At 61.4% G+C, this 25,744-nt stretch carries 21 protein-coding genes; 5 read left to right on the forward strand and 16 right to left on the reverse strand.

Annotated features, from left to right (window positions below):
- Nucleotides 1–93: 93 nt before the first annotated feature.
- Nucleotides 94–723, forward strand: a complete 630-nt coding sequence (locus ACS4NR_RS19190) for a glutathione S-transferase (protein WP_456018082.1) — start codon at nucleotides 94–96, stop codon at nucleotides 721–723.
- Nucleotides 724–895: 172 nt separating this feature from the next.
- On the opposite strand, the gene creD is transcribed toward ACS4NR_RS19190, so the two are convergent.
- The 4 genes from creD to rloA2 all read right to left on the reverse strand — a co-directional run bounded on the left by creD (nucleotide 896) and on the right by rloA2 (nucleotide 5,141).
- On the reverse strand, nucleotides 896–2,266 hold the full coding sequence (creD, locus tag ACS4NR_RS19195) for a cell envelope integrity protein CreD (protein WP_253151967.1): 1,371 nt from the start codon (nucleotides 2,264–2,266) through the stop codon (nucleotides 896–898).
- Nucleotides 2,267–2,470: 204 nt separating this feature from the next.
- Complete coding sequence (gene creC, locus ACS4NR_RS19200) at nucleotides 2,471–3,889, reverse strand: two-component system sensor histidine kinase CreC (protein WP_456018083.1); 1,419 nt, start codon at nucleotides 3,887–3,889, stop codon at nucleotides 2,471–2,473.
- Entirely contained in the window at nucleotides 3,889–4,569 is a 681-nt protein-coding gene (gene creB / locus ACS4NR_RS19205; protein WP_115986019.1) for a two-component system response regulator CreB, read from the reverse strand. Before creB ends, creC begins: the two co-directional genes overlap by 1 nt.
- Nucleotides 4,570–4,637: 68 nt before the next feature.
- The gene (gene rloA2 / locus ACS4NR_RS19210) at nucleotides 4,638–5,141 is read right to left on the reverse strand and encodes a retropepsin-like aspartic peptidase RloA2 (RefSeq protein ID WP_041069928.1); all 504 of its coding nucleotides are present in this window, start codon (nucleotides 5,139–5,141) and stop codon (nucleotides 4,638–4,640) included.
- A gap of 309 nt (nucleotides 5,142–5,450) precedes the next feature.
- Between rloA2 and ACS4NR_RS19215 the strand changes: the two genes are divergently transcribed.
- Nucleotides 5,451–6,338: an acyltransferase gene (locus tag ACS4NR_RS19215; protein WP_456018084.1), complete on the forward strand. Its 888-nt coding sequence runs from the start codon at nucleotides 5,451–5,453 to the stop codon at nucleotides 6,336–6,338.
- Nucleotide 6,339: 1 nt separating this feature from the next.
- Here the strand turns inward: ACS4NR_RS19215 and ACS4NR_RS19220 are convergent, their stop codons facing one another.
- The 9 genes from ACS4NR_RS19220 to ACS4NR_RS19260 form a co-directional block, all read right to left on the reverse strand.
- A complete protein-coding gene (locus tag ACS4NR_RS19220) occupies nucleotides 6,340–6,897 on the reverse strand; it encodes a DUF2780 domain-containing protein (RefSeq protein WP_456018085.1) in 558 nt (185 codons plus the stop codon).
- A gap of 261 nt (nucleotides 6,898–7,158) precedes the next feature.
- The gene (gene fdhA / locus ACS4NR_RS19225; protein WP_027610665.1) at nucleotides 7,159–8,358 is read right to left on the reverse strand and encodes a formaldehyde dehydrogenase, glutathione-independent; all 1,200 of its coding nucleotides are present in this window, start codon (nucleotides 8,356–8,358) and stop codon (nucleotides 7,159–7,161) included.
- Between the two features lie 205 nt (nucleotides 8,359–8,563).
- Nucleotides 8,564–9,421: a formyltetrahydrofolate deformylase gene (purU, locus tag ACS4NR_RS19230; RefSeq protein ID WP_115986013.1), complete on the reverse strand. Its 858-nt coding sequence runs from the start codon at nucleotides 9,419–9,421 to the stop codon at nucleotides 8,564–8,566.
- 221 nt (nucleotides 9,422–9,642) lie between these two features.
- Entirely contained in the window at nucleotides 9,643–10,275 is a 633-nt protein-coding gene (locus ACS4NR_RS19235) for a sarcosine oxidase subunit gamma (protein WP_034155013.1), read from the reverse strand.
- A 159-nt stretch (nucleotides 10,276–10,434) separates the two neighbouring features.
- On the reverse strand, nucleotides 10,435–13,452 hold the full coding sequence (locus ACS4NR_RS19240; protein ID WP_456018086.1) for a sarcosine oxidase subunit alpha: 3,018 nt from the start codon (nucleotides 13,450–13,452) through the stop codon (nucleotides 10,435–10,437).
- Nucleotides 13,449–13,778 carry a sarcosine oxidase subunit delta gene (locus ACS4NR_RS19245; protein WP_456018087.1) on the reverse strand — a complete coding sequence of 110 codons (330 nt, stop codon included), beginning with the start codon at nucleotides 13,776–13,778 and terminating at the stop codon, nucleotides 13,449–13,451. Before ACS4NR_RS19245 ends, ACS4NR_RS19240 begins: the two co-directional genes overlap by 4 nt.
- Nucleotides 13,779–13,792: 14 nt before the next feature.
- The gene (locus ACS4NR_RS19250; protein WP_003206307.1) at nucleotides 13,793–15,043 is read right to left on the reverse strand and encodes a sarcosine oxidase subunit beta; all 1,251 of its coding nucleotides are present in this window, start codon (nucleotides 15,041–15,043) and stop codon (nucleotides 13,793–13,795) included.
- Between the two features lie 20 nt (nucleotides 15,044–15,063).
- Nucleotides 15,064–16,317 carry a serine hydroxymethyltransferase gene (gene glyA, locus ACS4NR_RS19255; RefSeq protein ID WP_007962601.1) on the reverse strand — a complete coding sequence of 418 codons (1,254 nt, stop codon included), beginning with the start codon at nucleotides 16,315–16,317 and terminating at the stop codon, nucleotides 15,064–15,066.
- Between the two features lie 285 nt (nucleotides 16,318–16,602).
- A complete protein-coding gene (locus tag ACS4NR_RS19260) occupies nucleotides 16,603–17,313 on the reverse strand; it encodes a TraX family protein (RefSeq protein ID WP_456018088.1) in 711 nt (236 codons plus the stop codon).
- Between the two features lie 126 nt (nucleotides 17,314–17,439).
- Between ACS4NR_RS19260 and ACS4NR_RS19265 the strand changes: the two genes are divergently transcribed.
- Together ACS4NR_RS19265 and ACS4NR_RS19270 are read left to right on the forward strand one after the other, a co-directional pair.
- Nucleotides 17,440–18,480 (forward strand): threonine aldolase family protein, encoded by a 1,041-nt coding sequence (locus tag ACS4NR_RS19265; RefSeq protein WP_016772826.1) that lies wholly within the window; start codon nucleotides 17,440–17,442, stop codon nucleotides 18,478–18,480.
- Between the two features lie 262 nt (nucleotides 18,481–18,742).
- Nucleotides 18,743–19,567: an SDR family oxidoreductase gene (locus tag ACS4NR_RS19270; RefSeq protein ID WP_456018089.1), complete on the forward strand. Its 825-nt coding sequence runs from the start codon at nucleotides 18,743–18,745 to the stop codon at nucleotides 19,565–19,567.
- Nucleotides 19,568–19,689: 122 nt separating this feature from the next.
- On the opposite strand, the gene gbcB is transcribed toward ACS4NR_RS19270, so the two are convergent.
- Nucleotides 19,690–20,790: a glycine-betaine demethylase subunit GbcB gene (gbcB, locus tag ACS4NR_RS19275; RefSeq protein WP_027610659.1), complete on the reverse strand. Its 1,101-nt coding sequence runs from the start codon at nucleotides 20,788–20,790 to the stop codon at nucleotides 19,690–19,692.
- Nucleotides 20,791–21,071: 281 nt separating this feature from the next.
- Here gbcB and gbcA point away from each other — a divergent pair, with 281 nt between their 5' ends.
- Entirely contained in the window at nucleotides 21,072–22,367 is a 1,296-nt protein-coding gene (gene gbcA / locus ACS4NR_RS19280; RefSeq protein WP_123588993.1) for a glycine-betaine demethylase subunit GbcA, read from the forward strand.
- Nucleotides 22,368–22,469: 102 nt separating this feature from the next.
- On the opposite strand, the gene ACS4NR_RS19285 is transcribed toward gbcA, so the two are convergent.
- Nucleotides 22,470–23,714, reverse strand: coding sequence for a metallophosphoesterase family protein (locus ACS4NR_RS19285; protein ID WP_456018090.1), 1,245 nt, complete (start codon nucleotides 23,712–23,714; stop codon nucleotides 22,470–22,472).
- 25 nt (nucleotides 23,715–23,739) lie between these two features.
- Nucleotides 23,740–25,608 carry a c-type cytochrome gene (locus ACS4NR_RS19290; RefSeq protein ID WP_456018091.1) on the reverse strand — a complete coding sequence of 623 codons (1,869 nt, stop codon included), beginning with the start codon at nucleotides 25,606–25,608 and terminating at the stop codon, nucleotides 23,740–23,742.
- Nucleotides 25,609–25,744 lie beyond the last annotated feature (136 nt).

A 25,744-nucleotide genomic window follows, 5' to 3' on the forward strand; every position in this document is an offset into this window, starting at 1 on the left:
GGCGGCCTGATGAACACCAGCAAATCCCTCGCCAGCCGCTCTGTATCTGACTAGGCTAATCTCCTGCTCTTCGATGACCACCGAGGTTTGCCAATGTCCGCCCCCAGCATGACCCTGTTCCACAACACGCTTTCCCCGTTCGTGCGCAAAGTGATGGTGCTGTTGCACGAGACTGGTCAGCAGGATCGCGTCGCCCTGCAAGACTGCGTCCTCACGCCGGTCAGCCCGGACACCGCGCTCAACGCCGACAACCCGCTGGGCAAGATCCCGGCGCTGCGTCTGGCGGACGGTAACGTGATCCATGACAGCCGCGTGATCCTCGAATACCTCGACCAGCAACACGTCGGCAATCCGCTGATCCCCCGCGAAGGCGCAGCCCGCTGGCGGCGCCTGACCCTGGCCTCGCTGGCCGACGGGATCATGGATGCCTCGGTGGTGGTGCGTTACGAACTGGTGCTGCGCGCCCCGGAAAAACACTGGGACGAATGGCTCGATGCCCAGCGCGAGAAGATCCGGCGCGCCCTGGCCTATCTGGAAAGTGACGCCATCGCCGAGCTGACCAGCCATTTCGACGTCGCGGCGATCAGCGTCGCCTGCGCACTGGGTTACATCGATCTGCGCCATCCGGATCTGGACTGGCGCAGCGCCAATCCGCAACTGGCCAACTGGTATTTCGAGGTGAGCCAGCGACCGTCCATGGTTGCCACCATGCCCAAGCCTTAAATCGGCGGAGCCTGTTCTGGCCTCATCGCGAGCAGGCTCACTCCTACAGTTGACCGCATTCCCCTGTAGGAGTGAGCCTGCTCGCGATGGCACCACCTGGGTTCCGGCGGCAGCGCTGCAACAATCAGCGTCAGCAAAACCTCGACCTGCCGCTGATCCTCACGCAGCCCGCTCATTGCATCGCCCCCACATCAAACTCCAGCGGCTTGGCCGGCTTCTGCCCGATCCCGTACCAGTCGAGTTTGCGCGTCAGCACCATGAACACCCCGAGCAGGCCGAACAACAGCAGCGAGCCCATCAGCAACGCGTAATCCTCGGCGCTCAGCAGGCTATACAGCAGGCCATACAACGCCGCCAATCCCGCGGAGAAACTCAGACCGTGACGCACGCTGTGCAGCACGTGGCAGACATAAAACCCGATCAGCAACACACAGCCACTGGCCGACAACAGATACGCCAGGGCAAAGCCGATGTGCTCCGACAGCGACAGCAGCAACAAGTAGAAGAACGCCAGCGCCACCCCGACCAACGCGTATTGCACCGGGTGTACTGCCAGACTCTTGAGCACTTCAAACAGGAAGAAACCGGCGAACGTCAGAACGATAAACAACAGCGCATATTTGATCGCCCGATCGCTCTTCAGATATTGATCCACCGGATCGATGAAACTCACGCCGAAGCTGCGCCCGTTGAACGCCTCGCAGTCATTGCCCAGCACGCAGCGGTTCATCGCTTCCTGCAGGTTGGTGGAGAAAAACGTGGTCTGCCAATCGGCGCTGAAACCCTGGTCGCTGATCTCGCGTTTGCCCGGCAGGAAGTTGCCGACGAAGCTTGGGTGCGGCCAGTTGGCAGCGAGGCTGACTTGGCTGGTTTTACCCACCGGCAGCACCTGCAGCGAACCGGTACCTTGCAGGCGCAGGTCGAAACCGAAGGTCAGCTCGGTGGCGTTGCGAGTGTCCAGTGCTGGCAACGTGACCCGCACACCCTCGCCGAGCCAGCCGACCTGAGTGCCGGGGACGAAATCCAGACGCTGGCCATCGAGTTCCAGTTTCAGCGCGTTTTCGATGCCGCGAATATCGCTGATGCCCACCGCCAGAAACGGCGCATCGAACTGGTAATCGGCAAAATCTTCCTTGATCCCCAGCTGCGCCGGCAACGAGAAATGCCCGTTGATGCGATTGTCGGCATGGAACAGTCGCGCTTCGTAAATACCGCGATTGCGCAGCTCGGTCTGCACCTGGCCGTCGAGTTCGAAACGCTCCGGCAGAAAGTACAAACGACCGCGCTCTTCGCCGAGCTCTTCATAGCGCTTATTGGTTTTCTCGTTGGTCTTCCAGGTACGCACCACCTTGCGGTACGGCACCACCATCACCGGCCCGCTCAGTTGCTGGCTGTAGCTGGAGCTGCGGGCAATGTCTTCGAGCACGCCGTCGCGCAGTTGTTGGCGCTCATCGATGATGCCGTCGATCATCAGCAGCGGTATCAGCAACAGCAGGATCAACAGGGCAATCGCCCCGAGCTTTATGGTCAGATTCTTGTTCATGGGACTCTCCCTGTTTGGATGGGCAGAGTCTGGTGTTGATGTATGAGGGGAATGTGGGGGGAATATGGAGATTGTGTGGAGACTGCACCGGCCCCTTCGCGAGCAAGCCCGCTCCCACAGTTGATCTTTGGTGTGACAGAGACCTGTGTTTCAACACAATCTCCTTGTGGGAGCGAGCTTGCTCGCGAAGGCGGCGACTCGGTCTCAAGGCAGGCGCAATATCACTTCCACACCGCTCTCGACATTGCGAATCTGCATCGACCCACCATGCAACTTCACCACTTCTTCAACAAAGTTCAGCCCCAGCCCGGTGCTCTTGCGCCCACTGTCCGGGCGCGGCAGCGAGTAGAACCGTTCACTCAAGCGTGGCAAGGCGTAATCGGGAATCGCCGACGCTTCGTTGAACAAGCGCAACTCGACCTGCTCCCCCACACGTTCGGCACTGAAGCGCAGCAACCCGGCGACCGGGGTGAAATCCAGCGCATTCTCCAGCAGATTGCCCAACGCCTGGCGCAGCAGAAACGGCTCGCCGATCAGCAGAAGATCTGGCGCAATCGTCTGCTCGACCTTGAGCCGCCGGCCTTCGATGCGCGCGGCCTGCGCCCGCAACAATTCATCAACCAATGTCGCCAGCGGTACCGCCACGCGCTCCTCAAGACCTTGGCGCTGCTCGACTTGCGCCAGATTCAACAGGCGCTCGATCAGTTGCTGCATCCGCGCGCTTTCACTGTCGATGTTGCCGACAAAGCGCAGGCGCTGGATCGCTGGCATGTCACCCTGCAGCAACTCCGCCGCACCGCGAATTGCCGCCAGCGGACTCTTCAATTCATGGGTCAGGGTGTGCACATAGCGCTCGACGTAGGCCTTACCTTCCAGTTGAGTGCGCATCTGCTCCACCGCTGTGGCCAGTTGTTCCAGTTCGCCGCCACGGTAGTGCGGCACTTCAACCCGCCGCCCCTCGCTCACCGCTTGCGCATAACCGGTCAAACGGTGCAGCGCACGACTCAGCCACCACGACAGCAAAGCGCCGAACAGCAGACCGAGGCCGATCAGTCCGGCGCCGTAAAACAGCAAGCGCCGCTCGGTGCGATCGACATAAGGCTGCAAGGAGCTGTTGGGTTTGGCCACGGTGACCACGCCGATGATCCGGCCGTTGTCGCGGATCGGCGCGCCAACGTGCATCACCGAGGAGTTCGCATCATTCGGATCGCTGCGGCTCGAACGAGCGCCGTACTCACCTCGCAAGGTCAGGTAAACGTCGTTCCAGCGCGAGTAATCCTGCCCCACCGCCACGCCGCTGGAGTCCAGCACCACGATGCCTTTGGCGTCGGTGACATAGATGCGGTGGTTGACCTGATTTTTCGGCAAGCCCCAGATCGTCGCCTGCGGCTGGCGCTCGCCATACGCGCGCAGCAATTCGGGCCAGCGGTTCTCGCTGAGCGTGCCGGCCTTGAAATCATCACGCAGGATTTCCGCCATCAGGTTGGCGGTGTCGACCAGGGTTTCTTCGGTGGACTGGCGCACGCCCGGGCGGATTTCTTCCATCACCGTGTTGAGCACGAAGTAACCGGTCAGGCCGACAAACAGCACATACACCAGAAAAATCCGCAGCCCCAGCGACATCAGCTGTGCCCCGGGCTGTAGCTGTAGCCGAGGCCGCGATGGGTCTGGATCGGCTCGGCGTCGGCCCGCACCAGGCGCAGTTTGGCGCGCACGCTTTTGATGTGGCTGTCGATGCTGCGCTCGTAGCCGGCGTCGGCGGCCACCCCCAGTGCGTCGAGCAATTGCTCGCGACTGAAGACTCGCTGCGGTTGTTCGAGCAGGCATTGCAGCAGACGGAATTCGTGGCGGGTCAGGCTCAATGGCTGGCCGCGGTAGGTGATCAGCACGCGCTCGGGGTCGATGCGAAACAGTGCCGAGGACGCTTCAACCACAGGTCGTGGCGCCATACGCTTGAGAATCGCCCGTACCCGCGCCGCAACTTCCCGTGGGCTGAACGGCTTGACCACGTAATCGTCGGCGCCGATCTCCAGCCCCACCACCCGGTCGATCTCGGCGTCCCGGGCACTGAGGAACAGCACCGGCACTTCACTGAAGCGCCGCAGCTGTTTGCAGGTTTCGAAACCGCTGATGTCCGGCAGGCCGATATCGAGAATGATCAAGTCAGCCGGGGTCTGCCGTTGAAACTCCAGCGCCGCCGCGCCGAGGCTCAGCCACGTGGTAGCGAACCCCTCGCCCTGCAGGGCAAAAATCAGCGTGTCGGCAATCGCCGCTTCGTCTTCGACAATCAGGATATGAGGCATGGCGTCCGAGCCCGTGGGTTAAGTGCGCGAACGGTGCCCCAAGCCTGACGTTACGTCAATGAGACCACTTAGCAGTCCGGCTTGTCGGCGGTGAAACGCCGCGCCGGGTTCACTGCCGCGCCGAACTCGCGCAGGGCTTTGGCACCGATCAGCAGCGGGTAGTTGAAGTTGCTGCGGTCGGTCAGGTTGACCTCAACGGTGCGCTTGACGTTGCCCAGGCACAGCTCCAGATCGACCACCGGGCGCTTGGCGACTTCGGTGCTATCGCCCTCGTCTTCTTCATCCGAGCGGCTTTTGATCTTGCTGATCCGCGCGATCTTGTGCTCGTAGACCTTGTTGCTGGCGTCCTTGGTGCCGAGGCGGAAACGCACCCAGTTTTCGCCGTCGCGGGTGAAGGTCTCGATGTCCTTGGCCGACAGCGAGGCGGTCAGCGCGCCGGTGTCCATCTTGGCCTTGAGCACCTCACCACCGATTTCCGGCAGTGCGATGTATTCATAACGCCCGTACAGGGTCGGCTCGGCGGCCATGACCGGCAGGGCGACGAGGGCAAACAGTGCAAGGAGGGATTTCACGTAAGGGGCTTCCTTGGAAAATGAGGGCGTCAGACGCGAGATTTTAGACAGCCGGCGAGCAATTGGTTCGCTTGAGTCCGCCTTCGCGAGCAAGCCCGCTCCCACAGGGGATCCGGGATCTGTTGGAGATGGCATGCACACTGAAGATCCACTGTGGGAGCGGGCTTGCTCGCGAAGAGGCCAGCCCTGCCAACACGGTAATCAGCTCCAGCATAGCCAGCCAAAGGTGAAACATTCGTCACCATCGATTTGGCCTGTCGCCCGAAGCCACTTATCATGGCGCGCCCATCCAACGTCATAGAGTTGCTTATGCGCCGCCTGCTCACCGGCTGTTTCGTCACCCTGCTGCTGTTGCTCAACACCCTGATCCTGATCGGGCCGTTGCTGGTCTTTGCCCTGCTCAAACTGGTCGCACCGGGGCGCTGGCGTGATTACGCATCGGGGGCAGTGATGTGGATCGCCGAGACCTGGGCCGAGATCGACAAGCTGATCTTTCGTCTGTGCATTCCTACCCAATGGGATATTCGCGGCGGCGCAGACCTGCGTGGTGACACCTCGTATCTGGTGATCAGCAACCACCAGTCGTGGGTCGACATCCCGGCGCTGATCCAGACCCTCAACCGGCGCACACCGTTCTTCAAGTTCTTCCTCAAGAAAGAACTGATCTGGGTGCCTTTCCTCGGTCTGGCGTGGTGGGCGCTGGATTACCCGTTCATGAAGCGCTACAGCAAAGCGTTCCTGGCCAGGCACCCGGAGCTGGCGGGCAAAGATCTGGAAATCACCCGACAGGCCTGCGAGCTGTTCAAGCGCCAGCCGGTGACGGTGGTCAATTATCTGGAAGGCACCCGCTACACCGCCGCGAAAAGCGCGCAGCAGCAGTCACCGTTCAAGCATCTGCTCAAACCCAAGGCAGGTGGCGTGGCGTTTGTTCTGGCGGCGATGGGAGAACAGCTGGATGCGCTGCTCGACGTGACTGTGGTTTATCCACAGCAGAAGATTCCGGGATTCTGGGATCTGATCAGCGGTAGCGTGCCGCGGGTGATTGTCGACATCCAGACCCGCGAACTCGACCCGGCGCTGTCGCAGGGCGATTACGAGAACGATCCGGTATTTCGCCAGCAGGTCCAGAACTGGGTCAACCAGCTCTGGACCGAGAAGGATCAGCGCCTCAGCGAACTGCGCGGCGAGCGCAGCTGAATCAGCTACCGGTGCCGGCGCCCCAGATGCTGCCCAGGCTCTGCAGCAGCGGGCCGCCGACGCCTTGGTCACCCAGGTACTTGAGCAGCACCGGGGCAAACTGACCGACCATGCCGCTGTCCATGCCCAAAGCGCCGAAGGCATTGTTCAGGTCGTTGGTGTCCTTGACGTTGCCCAGGGCGTTTTCCAGCCCGGCCGACTTGCCCGACGAGCCCAGCAAACCACTCAGCGCCGCCAGGTTGCCAGCGCCGCCCGACAGCTTGTCGATGCCCGGCACTTCCTTGGCCAACTGCGAATAATCGGTGCCGCTCAACTGGTTCTTGGCCAGGCCGAGCATGGCGCTGGTACCACCGACGGCTTGCTGAGGCGTCACACCGAGACCGGTCACGGCTTGCAGCAAACCAGCTGTTTCCGAGGTCGGCGCGGCAGCGGTCGCGGCGTTACCGCCCTGCATGCTTGCAGCCGCTTTGGTCACATCATCCAGACTGAAGCCGGCAAACACCGGGCTCGCTGCAAGGGTCATCAGTGAAGCCAAGGCAATACCGCGTGAAATCTTCATTCAGACATCCTCTTGCACTGTGGTAACCGCCCGACGATGAGCGGCAAAACTGCCGGTTTGACCGGGTTTCGGCCGGCATGTTCCTCGCCGGCGCATCCATTTAGTCTTTATCAGGGTGCTGTGGCAGCCCTCTAATTGCCAGAGCCAAAAGATCGCAGCCTTCGGCAGTTCCTACACCGATCCCTGCAGGAGCTGCCGAAGGCTGCGATCTTTTGATCTTTTGACGTAAGAAGGGCGACCCTTGGGTCGCCCTTATTTTACTTACGCCGCACTGAACAACCGATGCGGATCGATCACAAACTTCTTCGGCACACCGGCATCGAACTCGCCGTAGCCTTCCGGCGCCTGGTCGAGGCTGATGACTTGCACGCCGACCACTTCGGCGATGTTGATGCGATCCCACATGATCGCCTGCATCAGTTGGCGGTTGTACTTCATCACCGGGGTCTGGCCGGTGTGGAAGCTGTGGGATTTGGCCCAGCCCAGGCCGAAGCGGATGCTCAGGCTGCCCATTTTCGCGGCGGCGTCCACGGCACCTGGATCCTCGGTCACGTACAAGCCCGGAATACCGATCTTGCCGGCCACACGCACCACGCCCATCAGCGAGTTGAGCACGGTAGCCGGGGCTTCGGCTTTCACCCCGTCATGGCCGTGGCCGCGCGCTTCGAAGCCCACGCAGTCCACCGCGCAATCGACTTCCGGTTCGCCCAGCAGCGCGGCGATCTGTTCGTGCAGCGGCGTGTCCTTGGACAGGTCGACCACTTCAAAACCCTGGGCCTTGGCGTGCGCCAGGCGGATGGTGTTGACGTCGCCGATGATCACCACCGCCGCCCCCAGCAGACGCGCCGAGGCCGCAGCGGCCAGACCGACCGGGCCGGCGCCAGCGATGTAGACGGTACTGCCCGGGCCAACGCCCGCCGTCACTGCGCCGTGATAGCCGGTCGGCAGAATGTCGGAAAGGCAGGTCAGGTCGCGGATTTTCTCCATGGCCTTGTCGCGATCCGGCAGCTTCAGCAGGTTGAAGTCGGCGTACGGCACCAGCACGTACTCTGCCTGGCCGCCGGTCCAGTCACCCATGTCGACATAACCGTAGGCACCGCCGGCACGAGCCGGGTTGACGGTCAGGCAGACGCCGGTGTGCTGCTCCTTGCAGGAACGGCAGCGCCCGCAAGCCACGTTGAACGGTACGGAAACCAGGTCGCCGATCTTCAGGTTCTCGACGTCGGAACCCTTTTCGATCACTTCGCCGGTGATTTCGTGGCCCAGCACCAGACCGGTCTGCGCCGTGGTGCGGCCGCGCACCATGTGCTGGTCGGAGCCACAGATGTTGGTGGACACCACACGCAGGATCACCCCATGCTCGATCTTCCTGCCGCGCGGGTCCTGCATTTTCGGATAGTCGATTTTCTGTACTTCGACCTTGCCAGCGCCGAGATACACCACACCACGATTGCCAGACATGCTTTCACCTCGCTGTTGTTTTTATGGAACCGCGTTGCCCAGGCAGGCAGCGCGTTAAGTGCTCGGGTTATTGCTTGTTGGTTTTGCGTTGTCAGTTATGGCCTCTTCGCGAGCAAGCCCGCTCCCACAGTTGATCTTGGGTGTGACAGAGACCTGTGTTTCAACACAAATCCCTTGTGGGAGCGGGCTTGCTCGCGAAAGCGATCTAAAGAACGACCGTGCGATTGGCGTTCAAAAACACCCTTCTTTCGATGTGATAACCAACCGCCCGGGCCAGGGTCAGCCCTTCGATATCCCGCCCCTTGGCGATCAGGTCTTCCGGATAGTGACTGTGATCCACCGCCTCGACACCCTGGGCAATAATCGGCCCCTCATCGAGATCGTTGTTGATGTAATGCGCCGTGGCGCCGACCAGCTTTACGCCCTTGTTGTAGGCCTGGTGATACGGCTTGGCGCCCTTGAACCCCGGCAGCAGCGAGTGATGAATGTTGATCGCCTTGCCATCGAGCTTGCGGCACAGCTCCGGCGACAACACCTGCATGTAGCGGGCGAGGATCACCAGTTCGGCGCCGGCCTCCTCGATCACCTGCCACACCTGACGCTCTTGCGCCGGCTTGTCGTTGGGGTCGAGGGGGAAATGGTAGTAGGGAATCTGGTGCCAGTCGGCCAGCGGCTTGAGGTCCGGATGGTTGGACACCACCGCCGCCACGTCCATCGACAACTGGCCGATGCGCTGGCGGTAGAGCAAATCGTTGAGGCAGTGATCGGCCTTGGAGACCATGATCACCACTTTCGGCCGGTAGTTCGGCGCGGTCAGCTCGAAGACCATGCCGAATGCCTCTCCGCGCTCGGCGAGGCCGGCGCGGAAGGACTGTTCGTCGAAGCCGTCGGGCTGACGGAATTCCACGCGAATGAAGAAACGACCCGAGAGCCGGTCATCGAACGAGTGGTGCTCGGTGACGTAGCAACCCTGCTCGAACAGAAAACGCGTCACCGCGTCCACCGTGCCGAGTACGCTGGGGCAGTCGGCGGTCAGAATCCATGTGTCTGGGGCGCGGCTCATGGTGCGGTGACTCCTGTTTCAACATCTGTGAGCAGAGTGAACTCTGTGGCGAATGAGTTCTGTGGCGAGGGAGCTTGCTCCCGCTGGGTTGCGAAGCGACCCTAAAATCAGCAACCGCGTTCTTCCAGAACGAATGCGCTCGCAGTTTTTTGCGACTGCTTCGCAGCCGAGCGGGAGCAAGCTCCCTCGCCACAAGAAGCAATCGCGGCAACCACTTAGTGTTACGCCTGAACGCTGAGGCCGTACTCGGCCGACGCATCCTGCAACCACAACCACCAGTAGTCCGAAAAGCTGCGACGGATCAGCAGTTCCCAGGTGTCTTCGGCGGTGTGGCGGATCATCAGCTGCGACTTGGCGAATACCGTGCCCACCGCTTTGCCGACCGGGAAGTTGTTGGGGTGCACGTCGTAGCTGGTGGATTTCATCAGCACCTGACGCACGTTCGGCCCGCTCAGTTCGAGCACTTGCTGGCCGCCGCTGACGTTGACGATCGCGATGTGCAGGTCGCCCAGCGCTTCGCGCAGTTTCTGCTCGGCAGCGAATTCTTCACCGCTTGGCACGATCAGCAGCCACTCGTCCGGCCCCATCCATTGCAGGCTGGTTTCACCTTTGACGATCACGCTCAGGGCGCCCGGCAATTCGATACCGAGAGCCTTGTGTACGCCGGCGGCAAACGCGGCGTCATGGCCATCACCACGAATGGTCAGGTGACCGAGAAGTTTCTTTTCACGCACGATGACGCCGGCGTTCTTGCGACCCTTGCCGACCAGGCTGGCGAGGTCGGCATGGTGCAGCGACGACTCGGCACGGGCCCCGGTGGTCGGGCGTTGCTGGTAAACATTGGCTGTGGTCATAAAGCACCTTCCTGAATTCTGACTTGAGCCCTTTGCAAGCAGATCTACCGCTATCGCGAGCAGGCTCACTCCTACAAGGGGTACGCGATCACCTGTAGGAGTGAGCTTGCTCGCGATGAAGTCACCGCGGTGCGACTGCACTCCACAGGAGCCGAACCATCAAATGTTCTGCCGATCCCCCTTCGGATCGAAGAACACCGAAGAAACAATCTCCGCCTCGATCACGCTGCCATCGGCCAGCGGTGCAAACACCCGCTCGCCCATGCGCTTCAGACCGCCCTTGACCACGCCCATGGCAAACGAATAGCCGAGGGAGTTGTGCGCGTAGCTGGAGGTCACGTGGCCGACCATGGTCATCGGGATCGCCTGCTTGGTGTTGAACACCAGTTGCGCACCTTCCGGCAGCCAGACGTTCGGATCGATCGGCTTCAGGCCCACCAGTTGCTTGCGCTGATCCTTCACGCAGTCTTCACGGTTCATGCCGCGCTGGCCGATCCACGAGAACGGTTTGGTGCGACCGACGCACCAGCCCATGTTCAGGTCGTCCGGGGTCATCGAGCCGTCAGTGTCCTGACCGACGATGATGAAACCTTTCTCGGCGCGCAGGACGTGCATGGTTTCAGTGCCGTACGGCGTCAGGTTGTACTGCTTGCCGGCCTCGACGATTTTCTCCAGCACGCCCATCGCGTAGTCGGCCTGCACGTTGACTTCGTACGACAGCTCACCGGTGAACGAGATGCGGAACACCCGCGCCGGCACGTCGCCGACCAGACCTTCTTTCCAGGTCATGAACGGGAAGGCTTCGTTGCTCAGATCAATGTCAGTCACGGCGCTCAGCAGCTTGCGGCTGTTCGGCCCGGACAGGGTCATGGTCGCCCAGTGGTCGGTGACCGAGGTGAAGTAGACCTTCATCTCTGGCCATTCGGTCTGGTGGTACAGCTCCAGCCATTGCAGCACGCGCGCCGCGCCGCCAGTGGTGGTGGTCATGACGAAATGGTTGTCCGCCAGACACGCCGTCACACCGTCGTCGAAGACCATGCCGTCTTCTTTGCACATCAAGCCATAACGCGCCTTGCCCACGTCGAGCTTGGTCCAGGCGTTGGTGTACACGCGGTTGAGGAACTCGCGGGCATCCGGGCCTTGAATGTCGATCTTGCCCAGGGTCGAGGCGTCGAGCAGGCCGACGCTGTCGCGCACGGCTTTGCATTCACGCTTCACCGCAGCGTGCATGTCTTCACCGTTTTTCGGGAAGTACCATGGACGTTTCCACTGGCCGACGTCTTCAAACTCGGCGCCGTTTTTCAGGTGCCATTGATGCAGCGCGGTGTAGCGCACCGGCTCGAAGATGTGCCCGCAGTGACGACCGGCCACGGCGCCGAACGTTACCGGCGTGTAGTTGGGACGGAACATCGTGGTACCCATCTGCGGGATGGTCACGTTCAGCGAACGGGCGGCGATGGCCAGGCCGTTGACGTTGCCGAGCTTGCCCTGATCGGTGCCGAAGCCCAGCGCGGTGTAGCGTTTGACGTGTTCGACCGACTCGAAACCTTCGCGGGTCGCCAGTTCGATGGCGGCGGCGGTGACGTCGTTCTGCAGGTCGACGAATTGCTTCGGCGCACGCGAGGTGCCCTTCTCGTGCGGCACCTGGAACAGCGCCAGGGTCGCTTCTTCGAGACGGCTCAGCGCTTTTGGCAGCGTGCCTTCGACCACCGCGAAACCGGCTTCACTGGCAGCGCGTGCGCCACCTTCAAAACCATCGGCCAGCGAATCACCGAGACCGTAAACACCGTTGATGCCACCTACGCACACACGTTTCTGCGGTGCTTCGCCCGGTACGAAACCGAGGATGTCTTCGCGCCAGATCGGCTTGCCACCGAGGTGCGAAGCCAGGTGCACGACAGGGCTGTAACCGCCGGAACTGGCGATCACGTCGCAGTCGAGCCATTCGCCCGGGCTGGTCACGGTGTGCGCTTTGACATCGATCGCGGCGACGCGGGCAGCGGTGACGCGCTTGCTGCCACGGGCCTCGATCACGGCGCTGCCGGTGAGGATGCGAATGCCTTTGGCGCGGGCTTCTTCCACCAGCGCACCACGCGGATTGCTCCGTGCATCGGCGATGGCCACCACGTGCAGGCTGGCGTCGAGCCAGTCCAGCGCCACGCGGTAGGCGTGATCGTTGTTGGTGGTCAGGACAAGTTTTTTGCCCGGCGCCACGCCATAACGGCGCACGTAAGTCGAGACCGCACCGGCAAGCATGTTGCCCGGCACGTCGTTGTTGCCGTAGACCAGCGGACGCTCATGGGCGCCGGTCGCCAGCACTACACGCTTGGCGCGAACCCGGTGGATGCGCTGACGCACCTGACCGATTGGCGCACGGTCACCGAGGTGATCGGTGAGGCGTTCGTGAATGGTCAGGAAGTTGTGGTCGTGGTAACCGTTGACCGTGGCGCGCGGCAACAGCAGCACGTCCGGAGTGTTCTTCAGTTCAGCAATGACGCTGGCCACCCACTCCATCGCCGGTTTGCCGTCGAGGCTTTCGCGGGAATCGAGCAGGCTGCCGCCGAACTCTTCCTGCTCATCGGCGAGGATCACCCGCGCACCGCTGCGCGCAGCCGCCAGGGCAGCCGCCAGACCGGCAGGGCCGGCGCCGACGATCAGCACGTCACAGTGCTGGTTCATGTAGTCGTAGGTGTCCGGATCGACTTCGGTCGGCGAACGGCCGAGGCCGGCAGCCTTGCGAATGTACTTCTCGTACGTCATCCAGAACGATTGCGGGTACATGAAGGTTTTGTAGTAGAAACCCGGCGGCATCAGCTTGCCGCCGACCTTGCCGAGAATCCCCATCATGTCGTTGTTGACGCTCGGCCAGCCGTTGGTGCTGGTGGCGACCAGGCCTTGGTAGAGCGCCTGTTGCGTGGCGCGCACGTTGGGGATTTGCGTGGCTTCAGTGGCACCGATCTGCAGCACGGCGTTCGGCTCTTCGGCACCGGCGGCGAAGATCCCGCGAGGACGCGAATACTTGAAGCTGCGGCCGATGATGTCGACGCCGTTGGCGATCAGTGCCGAGGCCAGCGAGTCGCCCTCGAAGCCTTTGTAGCTCTGACCGTTGAAGGTGAAGCTCAGCACTTTGTTGCGGTCGATCCGTCCACCGTTGGACAGGCGATTGGTCTGGCTCATACCTTCTCTCCCAGCGCCGTCGTGGCTGTTTTCGCGCCATCAGCCTTGTCGGTGAATTGCGGCTTGGTGCCGATCTTGTAGGTTTCGAGAATCTCGTAGGTCACGGTGTCGCGGGTGACGTTGAAGTACTGGCGGCAACCGGCGACGTGATCCCACAGCTCGTGGTGCAGACCACGCGGGTTGTCGCGGAAGAACATGTAATCGCCCCACTCTTCATCGGTGCAGGCGTTCGGATCCAGCGGACGCGGGATGTGCGCCTGCCCGGATGCGTGGAATTCCTCTTCGGAGCGCAGTTCGCCGCAGTGAGGACAGAAGATATGCAACATGGGGATTTCTCCTGTTAGTGGGCAACCGCAGCAGCGCCGTGTTCATCGATCAACGCACCGTTGTGGAAACGGTCGATGGAGAAAGGTGCAGCCAATGGGTGCATTTCACCCTTGGCCAGACTCGCGGCAAACACGTTGCCCGAGCCAGGAGTCGCCTTGAAGCCACCAGTACCCCAACCGCAGTTGAAGAACATGTTCGGTACCGGGGTTTTCGAAATGATCGGGCAGGCGTCCGGCGTGGTGTCGACGATGCCGCCCCACTGGCGGTTCATGCGCACCCGCGACAGCACCGGGAACATCTCGACGATCGCTTGAATGGTGTGCTCGATCACCGGGTACGAACCGCGCTGGCCGTAGCCGTTGTAGCCGTCGATACCGGCACCGATCACCAGGTCGCCCTTGTCGGACTGGCTGATGTATCCGTGCACGGCGTTGGACATGATCACGCTGTCGATAATCGGTTTGATCGGCTCGGACACCAGCGCTTGCAGCGGGTGAGACTCGATCGGCAGACGGAAACCGGCGAGCTTGGCCATGTGCCCGGAGTTACCGGCGGTGACCACACCGACACGCTTGGCACCGATGAAACCCTTGTTGGTTTCGACGCCGATGCACACGCCGTTTTCCTTGCGGAAACCGATCACTTCGGTCTGCTGGATCAAGTCCACGCCCAAGGCATCGGCGGCACGGGCAAAGCCCCAGGCCACGGCATCGTGACGAGCGACGCCACCACGACGCTGAACAGTCGCGCCCATCACCGGGTAGCGGGTGTTTTTCGAGCAGTCGAGGTACGGAATCTCGTCGGCCACTTGCTTGGCGTTGAGCAGTTCGCCATCAACGCCATTGAGGCGGTTGGCACTGACCCGACGCTCGGAATCACGGATGTCCTGCAGGGTGTGGCACAGGTTGTAGACACCGCGCTGGGAGAACATCACGTTGTAGTTGAGATCCTGCGACAGGCCTTCCCACAATTTCATCGCGTGTTCGTACAGGTGCGCCGACTCGTCCCACAGGTAGTTGGAACGCACGATGGTGGTGTTGCGCGCGGTGTTGCCGCCGCCCAGCCAGCCCTTTTCGACCACGGCCACGTTGGTGATGCCGTGCTCTTTCGCCAGATAGTAGGCGGTCGCCAGACCGTGCCCGCCGCCGCCAACGATGACCACGTCGTAGACCTTCTTCGGCGTCGGCGTGCGCCACATGCGCTGCCAGTTTTCGTGGTGGCTGAGGGAGTGTTTGAAGAGGCCGAAGCCCGAATAGCGTTGCATAGTCATTTACTCCAAACCGCTCAGCGATAAACCGGGTAGTCGGCGCACAGTGCCGCGACGTTCTTGGCCACATTCGCTTCAACGTCGGCGTCACCGAGGTTGTCGAGGATGTCGCAGATCCAGCCGGCCAGCACTTCGCACTGGGCGACCTTGAAGCCACGCGTGGTGACGGCCGGGGTGCCGATGCGCAGGCCCGAGGTCACGAACGGCGACTGCGGGTCGTTCGGCACGGCGTTCTTGTTGACGGTGATGTGCGCACGGCCAAGGGCAGCGTCAGCATCTTTGCCGGTCAGGCCCTGACGGATCAGGCTGACCAAGAACAGGTGGTTGTCGGTACCGCCGGACACTACATCGTAGCCACGTTTGATAAACACGCTGGCCATCGCTTGAGCGTTGTCGATCACTTGTTGCTGATAGGCCTTGAAGCCGGGCTCCAGCGCTTCCTTGAAGCACACGGCTTTACCGGCGATGACGTGCATCAGCGGGCCACCCTGAGCGCCGGGGAATACGGCAGCGTTGAGCTTCTTCTCGATCTCTTCGTTGGACTTGGCCAGGATCAGGCCGCCACGTGGACCGCGCAGGGTTTTGTGGGTGGTGGTGGTGACCACGTCGGCGTACGGCAGCGGATTCGGGTACAGGCCAGCAGCGACCAGACCGGCCACGTGAGCCATGTCGACAAACAGCAGCGCGCCAACCTTGTCGGCGATCTGGCGGAAACGCGGGAAGTCCAGAGTTTTGGAGTAAGCGGAGAACCCGGCAACGATCATCTTCGGCTTGCACTCGACGGCGAGACGCTCGACTTCGTCGTAATCGATCAGCCCAGTGTCGGTGTTGATCCCGTACTGCACCGCGTTGTACAGCTTGCCCGAGGACGACACTTTGGCACCGTGGGTCAGGTGACCGCCGTGGGCCAGGCTCATGCCGAGGATGGTATCGCCCGGCTGGATCAGCGCCAGGTACACCGCGCTGTTGGCCGAGGAACCGGAGTGCGGCTGGACGTTGGCGTAATCGGCACCGAACAGTTGCTTGGCGCGTTCGATGGCCAGTGCTTCGACTTTATCCACATGCTCGCAGCCGCCGTAGTAGCGCTTGCCCGGATAACCTTCGGCGTATTTGTTGGTCAGGCCGCTGCCTTGCGCTTGCATGACGCGCTTGCTGGTGTAGTTCTCCGACGCGATCAGTTCGATGTGATCTTCCTGACGTTGCTCCTCGGCATTCATCGCCGCCAGCAGTGCATCGTCGTAACCCTGGATCTGGTCTTGCTTGCTGAACATCGCGTCTCTCCCAGCGGCATCTGTGCGCCATTCGTCTCGGTAAGGCACTGGCAATCAAGGCAGTGCCCTTTGATGCGATGGTATGACCGGTACAGACAGCTCAAATGCCTACGGACGCCACGCAAAGGTGCGTTTACGACATGGCCGGAAAAGGCTGGTCGGACACATCATCCAAAACTGCGGAGATCCTCTGTGGGAGCGGGCTTGCTCGCGAAGAGGCCGTGTCAGTCGACATCAATGCCGCCTGACACACCGCTTTCGCGAGCAAGCCCGCTCCCACAGGGCTCAGGTGTATGCCGTGCGGACGGCGAGCAATAGGAGGAAATGCGCGGGGTAGAGGGCGTAAGCCCAGCGCCGCATTGGCGGTGGCTGGAGATGTCGCCCATGTCGCAACAGGAACATTCCGAGCATTGGCGCAAACAGGCAGGTGGCAATGCCAAGTATGGCCACGCTACTGCCGAACCTCGCCGACTCATACAGCACCTGCCACTGATTGCCCGCCAGACACACCAGCCCCGGCAGCAGGCTGAAATACCACGGACGGCGAAACACCAACAGCAGCGCCAGCGGCAACAGAACGCCGAAGAACCCGAACATCAGTCGCTCCGGAAAAACAGCGGCCAGCACCAGCGCAGCGACACCCAGTAATCGCGACGTGATCGAGGAATCCTGCCACCCCCGCACCACCAGCAACCCCAGCGCCAGGGTGGGCATCACGTTCAAGGTGTCGGGATCAGGAATGTACAAACGGTACGGAATCTCACTGACCGCACTGAACAACAGCAGCCAGCCCAGATAGCGCCACTCGGTCTTCTGCGCACCGGCCCGGGACAGGTTCGCCGCCATCGCCAGACAGAACCACGGGAACGCCAGACGCCCCGGCACATACAGCCAATCGGCGCTGATCCCGACATATCGCAGGTGATCGAGCAGCATGCTCAGCAGCGCCAGCCACTTGAGCAGATCCAGCGCGCCGTCGCGTTTAGTCACGTGCATAATCGGGTAACAAACTGGTAATTTTCTGACAGCGACATCCCGTGTGCTCCCCGGAAGATCTTCGGTAAAGTGCGCACCCTCATTGACCACGAGCCTTCACAAGAGTCTCGACCACGGAAGCCGGCCATGACCGACAAGAGCCAACAATTCGCCAGCGACAACTACTCCGGTATCTGCCCTGAAGCCTGGGCCGCCATGGAACAGGCCAACCACGGCCACCAGCGCGCCTATGGCGACGATGAATGGACCGCACGCGCGGCCGATCATTTCCGCAAGCTGTTCGAAACCGACTGCGAAGTGTTTTTCGCCTTCAACGGCACCGCCGCCAACTCGCTGGCGTTGTCGTCGCTGTGCCAGAGTTACCACAGCGTGATCTGCTCGGAAACCGCCCACGTCGAAACCGACGAATGCGGCGCCCCGGAATTCTTCTCCAACGGCTCGAAACTGCTGATCGCCGGCACCGAAAACGGCAAGATCACCCCGCAGTCGATCCGCGAAGTCGCGCTCAAGCGCCAGGACATCCACTACCCGAAACCGCGCGTGGTGACCCTGACCCAGGCCACTGAGGTCGGCAGCGTCTACACCCCGGAAGAAGTCCGCGCCATCAGCGCCACCTGCAAAGAGCTGGGCCTGCACCTGCACATGGACGGCGCGCGTTTCTCCAACGCCTGCGCATTCCTTGGCTGCTCGCCGGCCGATCTGACCTGGAAGGCCGGCGTCGATGTGCTGTGCTTCGGCGGCACCAAGAACGGCATGGCGGTGGGTGAAGCGATCCTGTTCTTCAACCACAAACTGGCCGAAGACTTCGATTACCGCTGCAAACAGGCCGGGCAACTGGCGTCGAAAATGCGCTTCCTCTCGGCACCGTGGGTCGGCATCCTCGAAAACGACGCCTGGCTCAAATACGCCCGCCACGCCAACCACTGCGCACAACTGCTGGCCGAACTGGTCAGCGACATCCCCGGCGTGGAACTGATGTTCCCGGTGCAGGCCAACGGCGTGTTCCTGCAACTCTCGGAACCGGCCATCGCCGCGCTGACCGCGAAAAACTGGCGCTTCTACACCTTCATCGGCAAGGGCGGCGCACGCTTCATGTGCTCGTGGGACACCGAAGAAGAACGCGTACGCGAACTGGCCCGCGACATTCGCGAAGTCATGTCCGCCTGATTCCTTGGCAAATGAACTCCTGTAACGAGTTGCTTCCCTGTGGCGAGGGAGCTTGCTCCCGCTGGGCTGCGTAGCAGCCCCCAAAACCTGAGTAGGCGGTTCGTCAGACAAACCGCATTGCCTGGGTTTACGACTGCTGCGCAGCCGAGCGGGAGCAAGCTCCCTCGCCACAAGTTTACTTCGCCGCCCCTATCGCGACAGCTGCTTGGTCTACATTGTTTGTCGAGCCTCCGCTCACATAACAATAAGCAGGAGCATCGGCATGTCGCTACAAGGCAAAACCCTGTTCATCACTGGCGCCAGCCGTGGCATCGGGCGTGAGATTGCGCTGCGGGCCGCGAAAGACGGGGCCAATATCGTGATTGCGGCCAAAAGCGCCGAAGCCCATCCCAAACTGCCCGGCACCATCCACAGCGTAGCCAAGGAAGTCGAAGCCGCTGGCGGCAAGGCATTGGCCCTGCAAGTCGATGTGCGTGATGAAGACGCGGTGCGCAGTGCGCTGGCCAAAGCCAACGAACATTTCGGCGGCATTGATGCGCTGGTCAATAACGCCGGGGCGATCAAGCTCACCGGTGTGCAGCACATCGAACTCAAGCGTTTCGACCTGATGCACCAGATCAACACCCGCGCGGTGCTGCTGTGCAGCCAGGCCGCTCTGCCCTATCTGAAGAAATCCGCCGGACACATCCTCAATCTGTCTCCGCCACTGAACCTGGCGAACAAGTGGTTCGCCCAGTTCAGCCCCTACACCGTGACCAAGTACGGTATGAGCATGCTGACGATCGGGATGAGCGAGGAGTTCGCCAGTTACGGCATCAGCGTCAACTCACTGTGGCCGCAGACGATGATCGCCACCGCCGCCATCGAATTTCAGCTGGGCAACCGCGAGTCGTTCAAGCAGGCGCGCACGCCGGCGATCATGGCGGATGCGGCGCATGTGATTCTGAGCAGCAGCGGACGGAAGATCAGCGGGCGGTTGTTGATTGATGAGGAAATTTTGCGCGAGAGCGGTGTGACTGAGTTCGGTCAATATCGCTTTGATCGAGAAAGCGACGCGGCGTTGATGCCCGACCTGTTTATCGACTGAAATACATTCCCCCTGTGGGAGCGGGCTTGCTCGCGAAAGCGGTGTGTCATTCAACACATATGCCGACTGATCCGGCGCTTTCGCGAGCAAGCCCGCTCCCACATTTGGGCCTGTGCAAAGCCTTAGAACTCGATACGCACGTCGCCCTTCGGCACGCTGCAGCACGACAGAATGTAACCCTCGGCCTCGTCGTCCTCGGTAATCCCGCCGTTGTGCTCCATCTCCACCTCGCCCCCCAGTTTCATCACCTTGCACGTCCCGCAAATCCCCATGCCGCAGGCTTTCGGAATCATCAGGCCAAGCTTGGCCGCCGCTGCGTGCACGGTTTCGCCCGGGGCCACGCGAATGCTCTTGCCGGAGGCGGTGAATTCGACCTGATGCAGATCCGCCGCATCGATTTCCGGCGCATCGGCTGCCTGCTCGGCTTGCTCCACCGCATCGGCACGAGCTTCCGGCGGCGTGGCACCGAAGGACTCCTCGTGATAACGCGACATGTCGTAACCGGCCACTTCCAGCAGGCGCTTGACCGCGTTCATGTACGGCGTCGGGCCGCAGCAGAACACTTCGCGCTCGAGGAAGTCCGGCACCATCAGTTCGAGCATCTTGTGATTGAGGTAGCCGCGATAACCGGCCCACGGCTCGCCCAGCCCGTGTTTCTCGCAGATCAGGTGCAGGCTGAAGTTGTCGATCCGCGACGCCATGTGTTCCAGCTCGCGGTGGTAAATGATGTCTTTCGGCGAGCGCGCGCTGTGGATAAAGGTCATGTCGACGTTGGCGTTGGTATCGTAGAACCAGCGCGCCATCGACATGCACGGGGTGATCCCCACGCCGCCACTGAGATACAGGACTTTCGGGCTCGGGAAGTCGATGGCGTTGAACAGCCCGACCGGGCCGTGCACCGCTAGCTCCTGGCCTTCATGCAGAGTGTCGTGCAGCCAGTTGGACACCTTGCCGCCCGGCACGCGCTTGATGGTCACCGAGAAGCTGTAAGGCACCGACGGCGAACTGGAAATGGTGTACGAGCGCATGATCGGCTGGCCGTCGATTTCCAGCTCCAGGGTCACGAACTGCCCGGGCTTGAAGAAGAACAGGATCGGCTGATCGGCCATGAAACAGAAGGTGCGCACATCCCAGGTTTCCTGGATGACTTTGACGCAACGGACGATGTGTCGGCCATTGGCCCAGGTCTGGGTGGTGACCGGATTCAGGAAGCTGTTGGACATGCTGTTCTCCACGGCCGACTGTCGGCCTTCATGTGGCGATTCTGCGTATAGCGTGAACCGCCCGTTTACCTATCCGCGACATCGGCATACTTATCGCGACCAGCCCCCAACCGCCGGGGGTTGCGCGTCGGGAACAGATTGCACCATGTCGCCCATGGATAAGGTTCCGGGCAGCGCCGGCCCCACACTCGCCCCACACCAAGACGAATTCTTTACACCTTGCGTAGCAACCCTGATCAGCCACTTTCGCGGCCACGCAGATGGCCTTGAGGAATACATCGATGGACGTCACCGCAAAAATCAGCCTGGGCGATCCGCTGGAACCCGCACGCAAGGCCACCGCACAGATGCTGCAGGAGCGCGAGCGCACCTTTTCGCTGCCGCAGCCGTTCTACAGCGACGAACGCCTGTTCGATATCGACATGCAGGAGATCTTCCAGAAAGAGTGGTTGATCGCCGGCATGACCTGCGAGATCCCGGCCAAGGGCAACTACCTGACCCTGCAGGTCGGCAAGAACCCGATCATCGTCATTCGTGGCGCCGAAGGTGTGGTGCATGCCTTCCATAACGTCTGCCGCCACCGTGGCTCGCGCCTGTGCACCAGTGAAAAGGGCAAGGTCGCCAAACTGGTCTGCCACTATCACCAGTGGACCTACGAACTGGACGGGCGCCTGCTGTTCGCCGGCACCGAGATGGGCGCCGACTTCGACATGAAGCAGTACGGCCTCAAACCGGTGAACGTGAAGACTGCCGGCGGCTACATCTTCATCAGCCTCGCAGAGAATCCGCCGGCCATCGATGACTTCCTGTCGACGCTGAACCACTACATGGAACCGTACGACATGGAGAACACCAAGGTGGCGATCACCACCACCTTGATGGAAAAGGCCAACTGGAAACTGGTGCTGGAAAACAACCGCGAGTGCTACCACTGCAACGCGTCGCACCCGGAACTGCTGAAAACCCTGCTGGAATGGGACGACGTCACCGACCCGCGCGCCGATCAGGCGTTCAAGGATCACGTCGCCGCCTCCGCCGCTGCCTGGGAAGCCGAGAAGATCCCTTACGCCCACGCCAGTTTCGGCCTGCGCAACCGCATCGTGCGCATGCCGCTGCTCAAAGGCACTGTGTCGATGACCCTGGACGGCAAACAGGGCTGCGCCAAACTGATGGGCCGGATCAAGAACCCCGATCTCGGCTCGATGCGCATCCTGCACCTGCCGCATTCGTGGAACCACTGCATGGGCGACCACATCATCGTGTTCACCGTGTGGCCGATCAGCGCCCAGGAAACCATGGTCACCACCAAATGGCTGGTGCACAAGGACGCCGTCGAAGGCGTGGATTACGACGTCGAACGCATGCGCCAGGTGTGGGACGCGACCAACGATCAGGACCGGCGTCTGGCCGAAGAAAACCAGCGCGGGATCAACTCCACGGCTTATCAGCCTGGGCCGTACTCCAAGACTTACGAGTTTGGCGTGGTCAACTTTGTCGACTGGTACAGCGAGCGGATGCTGAGCAACCTTGGGGCGGAACCTGCGCCGTACCTCAAGGGCGTACCAGTCCAGGGCTAAGATCAAAGGCAAAAGCTTCGCGAGCAGGCTCACTCCTACAGGGGAACGCATTCCAATTGTAGGAGTGAGCCTGCTCGCGATGACGTCATCACATTCACCGCGTTACTTGGATGACCACCTCACACTGCCATCCTCACCAATAAACTCCTCAAAAATATCCTCCCCCACCAACCTGATTTTCGCGTAGCCATTCAACACCCGCAGCGGATACGCCGGGTCGTTGGCATCCTGCGTCTCCGACCACAACACCCGCGAATGCCCGTTCAGCTCGCTGGCATTGCCATAGGGAATCGCCCCGTGTCCGGCGCAGCGCGCGTGCAAACCGCCCTGCTGTGCGTAAACGATGCCGTTGTGCAGATGCCCCCAGTACCAATAATCCGGCTCGCGCCCAAGGGCATCGCACACCGGTTGATACAGCGCGGTCTGGTGATGTCCGGAAATATCGAAGCCTTGGTGATGACTGAGCACCATGATCTTTTTGCGTTTCGGCAGGGCTTTCATCCAGGTGATCTGCGGCTCGTTGAGCGTGCCGTCCATGTACAGGTTCATCGCGTCCGAGGCATACGCCGAATCCAGCCCGACCACCAGCCAGTCGTCGTTGATCAAGGCGAAATAACTGGTGCCCTGCTGCCCCGGAAAGCGCTTGGCCAGTTCCTTGAAATAGCCGTGGGCGCCGCTGTACATCTCGTGATTGGAGTTGAGGGTGAACGAGCCGTGGCTGCCCATCGGCCAACCGGCCATGTCGACGTCTTCCTGCGAATGGCTGCCGGCGTAGTAGACGTCGCCCAGATGGATGGTGAAATCGGCCTGGGCCAGTTGCATCTGGTTGGCCACTGAAACCGCCGGTGCATGACTGTTAAAGGGGCCGGTGCCCCAGTCGCCGGCAATCGCCAGGGTCACGTCACGCTCCATCTGCACCACCGCCGGGTCAGTGCCGAAGGTCGCGTGATGGCGCAGGTTTTCAATCCACTTGAGCAATGCCTCGCTCCACAGCAGATCAAGCAACTCCCACTTGCGACAGCCGAGCAGGCTGCCGTCCTGCAACACGCGGGTTGCCAGTTGATCCGGCGATTGCGGCAGCGGCGTGGCATTGCCGATACGCAGGATCGACAACCCGTGGGACAACTCCCATGGCACCGCCGGCTCATCGCCCGGCAACTCACCGTTTTTCAGCACGTACTGCGCCTGATCGTGACCGCGCTGCAGCAGCTTGATGATCGCCTGAAACTCCTGCGGTTCCAGCTCGCTGATGAGCTTCATCCAGGCCATTTCCATGCGCGTGAACAAACCGTGAATGCGCAGTTTGACCTTGTCGTACTCGTGTTCCCAATGACTGACCAGTGACATGGCGTAATCCTCTATCCGTAAGGGCTCACAGGGTTTTCATGAATTCGATCAACGCACGTTTGTCGTCGTCCGACAGCGTGGTGCCATACAGGTGACCGCTGTTGTGGTTGCCCTCCAGTCGGGTGTCGTATTTGAAATCCGCCGAGGCTTTGGCCTGAGCGCCCGTGGTGACAAAACCGACGTTGACCGGGTCGTAGACGTCGGAGCCGGTGATGAACACCACCGGACGTTTTTCCGGCGGTTGCAGCAGATCCCACAGGGTCGGCACCGAACCGTTGTGCAGGTACGGCGCGCGCAGCCAGATGCCGTCAGTCGGCGTGTTGCTGTAGCTCTGGGTCTTGCGATACGCGCCGAAGTCGAACGGCGGTTTCTTAAAGGTGTGGAACGCCGTCACCAGACCGGTGGTGAACGAGTCGAGCCGATGTGGATCGGTGCCCAGTTGATCGATGTTGGTGGTGACCTGCCCGGTATCGGCGCGCCCGAAGTCGTGGCACGCGGCGCAATTGGCATCCCAGATCGGCTTGCCTTGCGCGACTTTCGCCTGATCCAGCGCCCACGGCCACGCCGGCGCCTTGTGCCCGAGCAGCCAGTTGGTCACCCGGTTGAAGCTCGGCGGCAGCACCGATTCCGGGGTCGCGCCCACGGCCATCGCGGCGGCGTAGTTGCGTTCGTGGATCTTGTTGTTATTGCCGTCCCAATGCAGGTACATCGATTCCCGCGGTTTCTGGTTCCACACTTGCGGCAGATCGACGGTGCCGATGGTCGAGTCATCCGGGAAGCCGAACACCACCATTTTCGTCGGGTTGAAGGTGTCGGTGCGGCCCGGGCCCTGTTGCGGACGCAGCTTCTGCCAGGCGTAGGCCTGCTTCTGCTTGAGCAAAGCGCTTTTCGCCATCGGGATGATCAGGTAGCGGTTATAGAGCTTCTCGAAAAAGCCCAGCTGGAATTTGCCGTTGATCGCCGCCATCACCGCGTCGGTGGTGAATTTCGGGTCGCTGGCGCAATCGTAGGCGAACCACTGGAAGGCCTGCAGTTGCAGGGTGTTGGCCGGCGCGCTAGGCACGTTGACCGCAACGTCGCTGGCATTGGCCCGGTAGGAGCCGGTGTGACACAGCGCGCAGTTCGGTTCCACGGTCGGGTAACCGATCTGCCGCTTGGCCATGCCGATCGGCAGGTCCTTGCCGTTTTCATAGAGAAAGCCGAAGATCTCCCAGCCGCCGGGTTTGGGCAGTTTTTCCGGGCACATCTGCGGCAGCACGGCGAACAGGTAATACGGGATCCGCGCTTCGATGCCCAGGCCGATGGCGGCGTATTTGTAGTGATCTTCGTCGGAGGCGTACTCCTGCTCCGGCACCACCCGCAGCATCTGGTACCAGGTCTGGTACCCAATGAAACCGAGCAGCGCCAGTACGACCAAGGTACCCACCTTGAAGGTATGGCTCTGCCATTGCCGCGCCCAGGCCGCGCGCCACTCGCGCCAGCCGTCGCACAGCAGCGCCCATGGCCGGTTCGCGGGCGTGGTGCCGAGGTACAGCAGAATGCCGAGGATCAGGAAGAAGCTCAGATCGCCCATCAGCATCGGCACGAACACCGAGCCTTGAATGCTGGTGTTGATCAGGTAAATCCAGAACACCACGGCGATCAGCCGCGTCAGCACGCACAGCCAGGAATGCACCACATAGCGCGGCGCGTTGAAGCCCGACGGCATGTAAAACACGCTGATGCCCACCAGCAGCATCCCGGCGTTTTCCAGCCACGGGTCGGAGAGTTGCGGCGGCAGCCCGACCACCGATGTCAGCAACCCCGGCGCAAACAGCGCCGGGATCGCGAACACCATGTTCATCGCAATGCCGATCCAGATGAAGCGTTGAAACCAGCGGATGTAGGTATCCATGTCATCCATTTCCTTGTGCAGACCTTAGGAGAGTCCCTCTGTGTGATGAGCTTTTGTGGCGAGGGAGCTTGCTCCCGCTCGGCGGCGAAGCCGTCGTAAACCCGGCAGATGCGGTGGTTCAGGAAAACCGCACTCT

The sequence above is a fragment of the Pseudomonas sp. JQ36 genome (assembly GCF_053851495.1).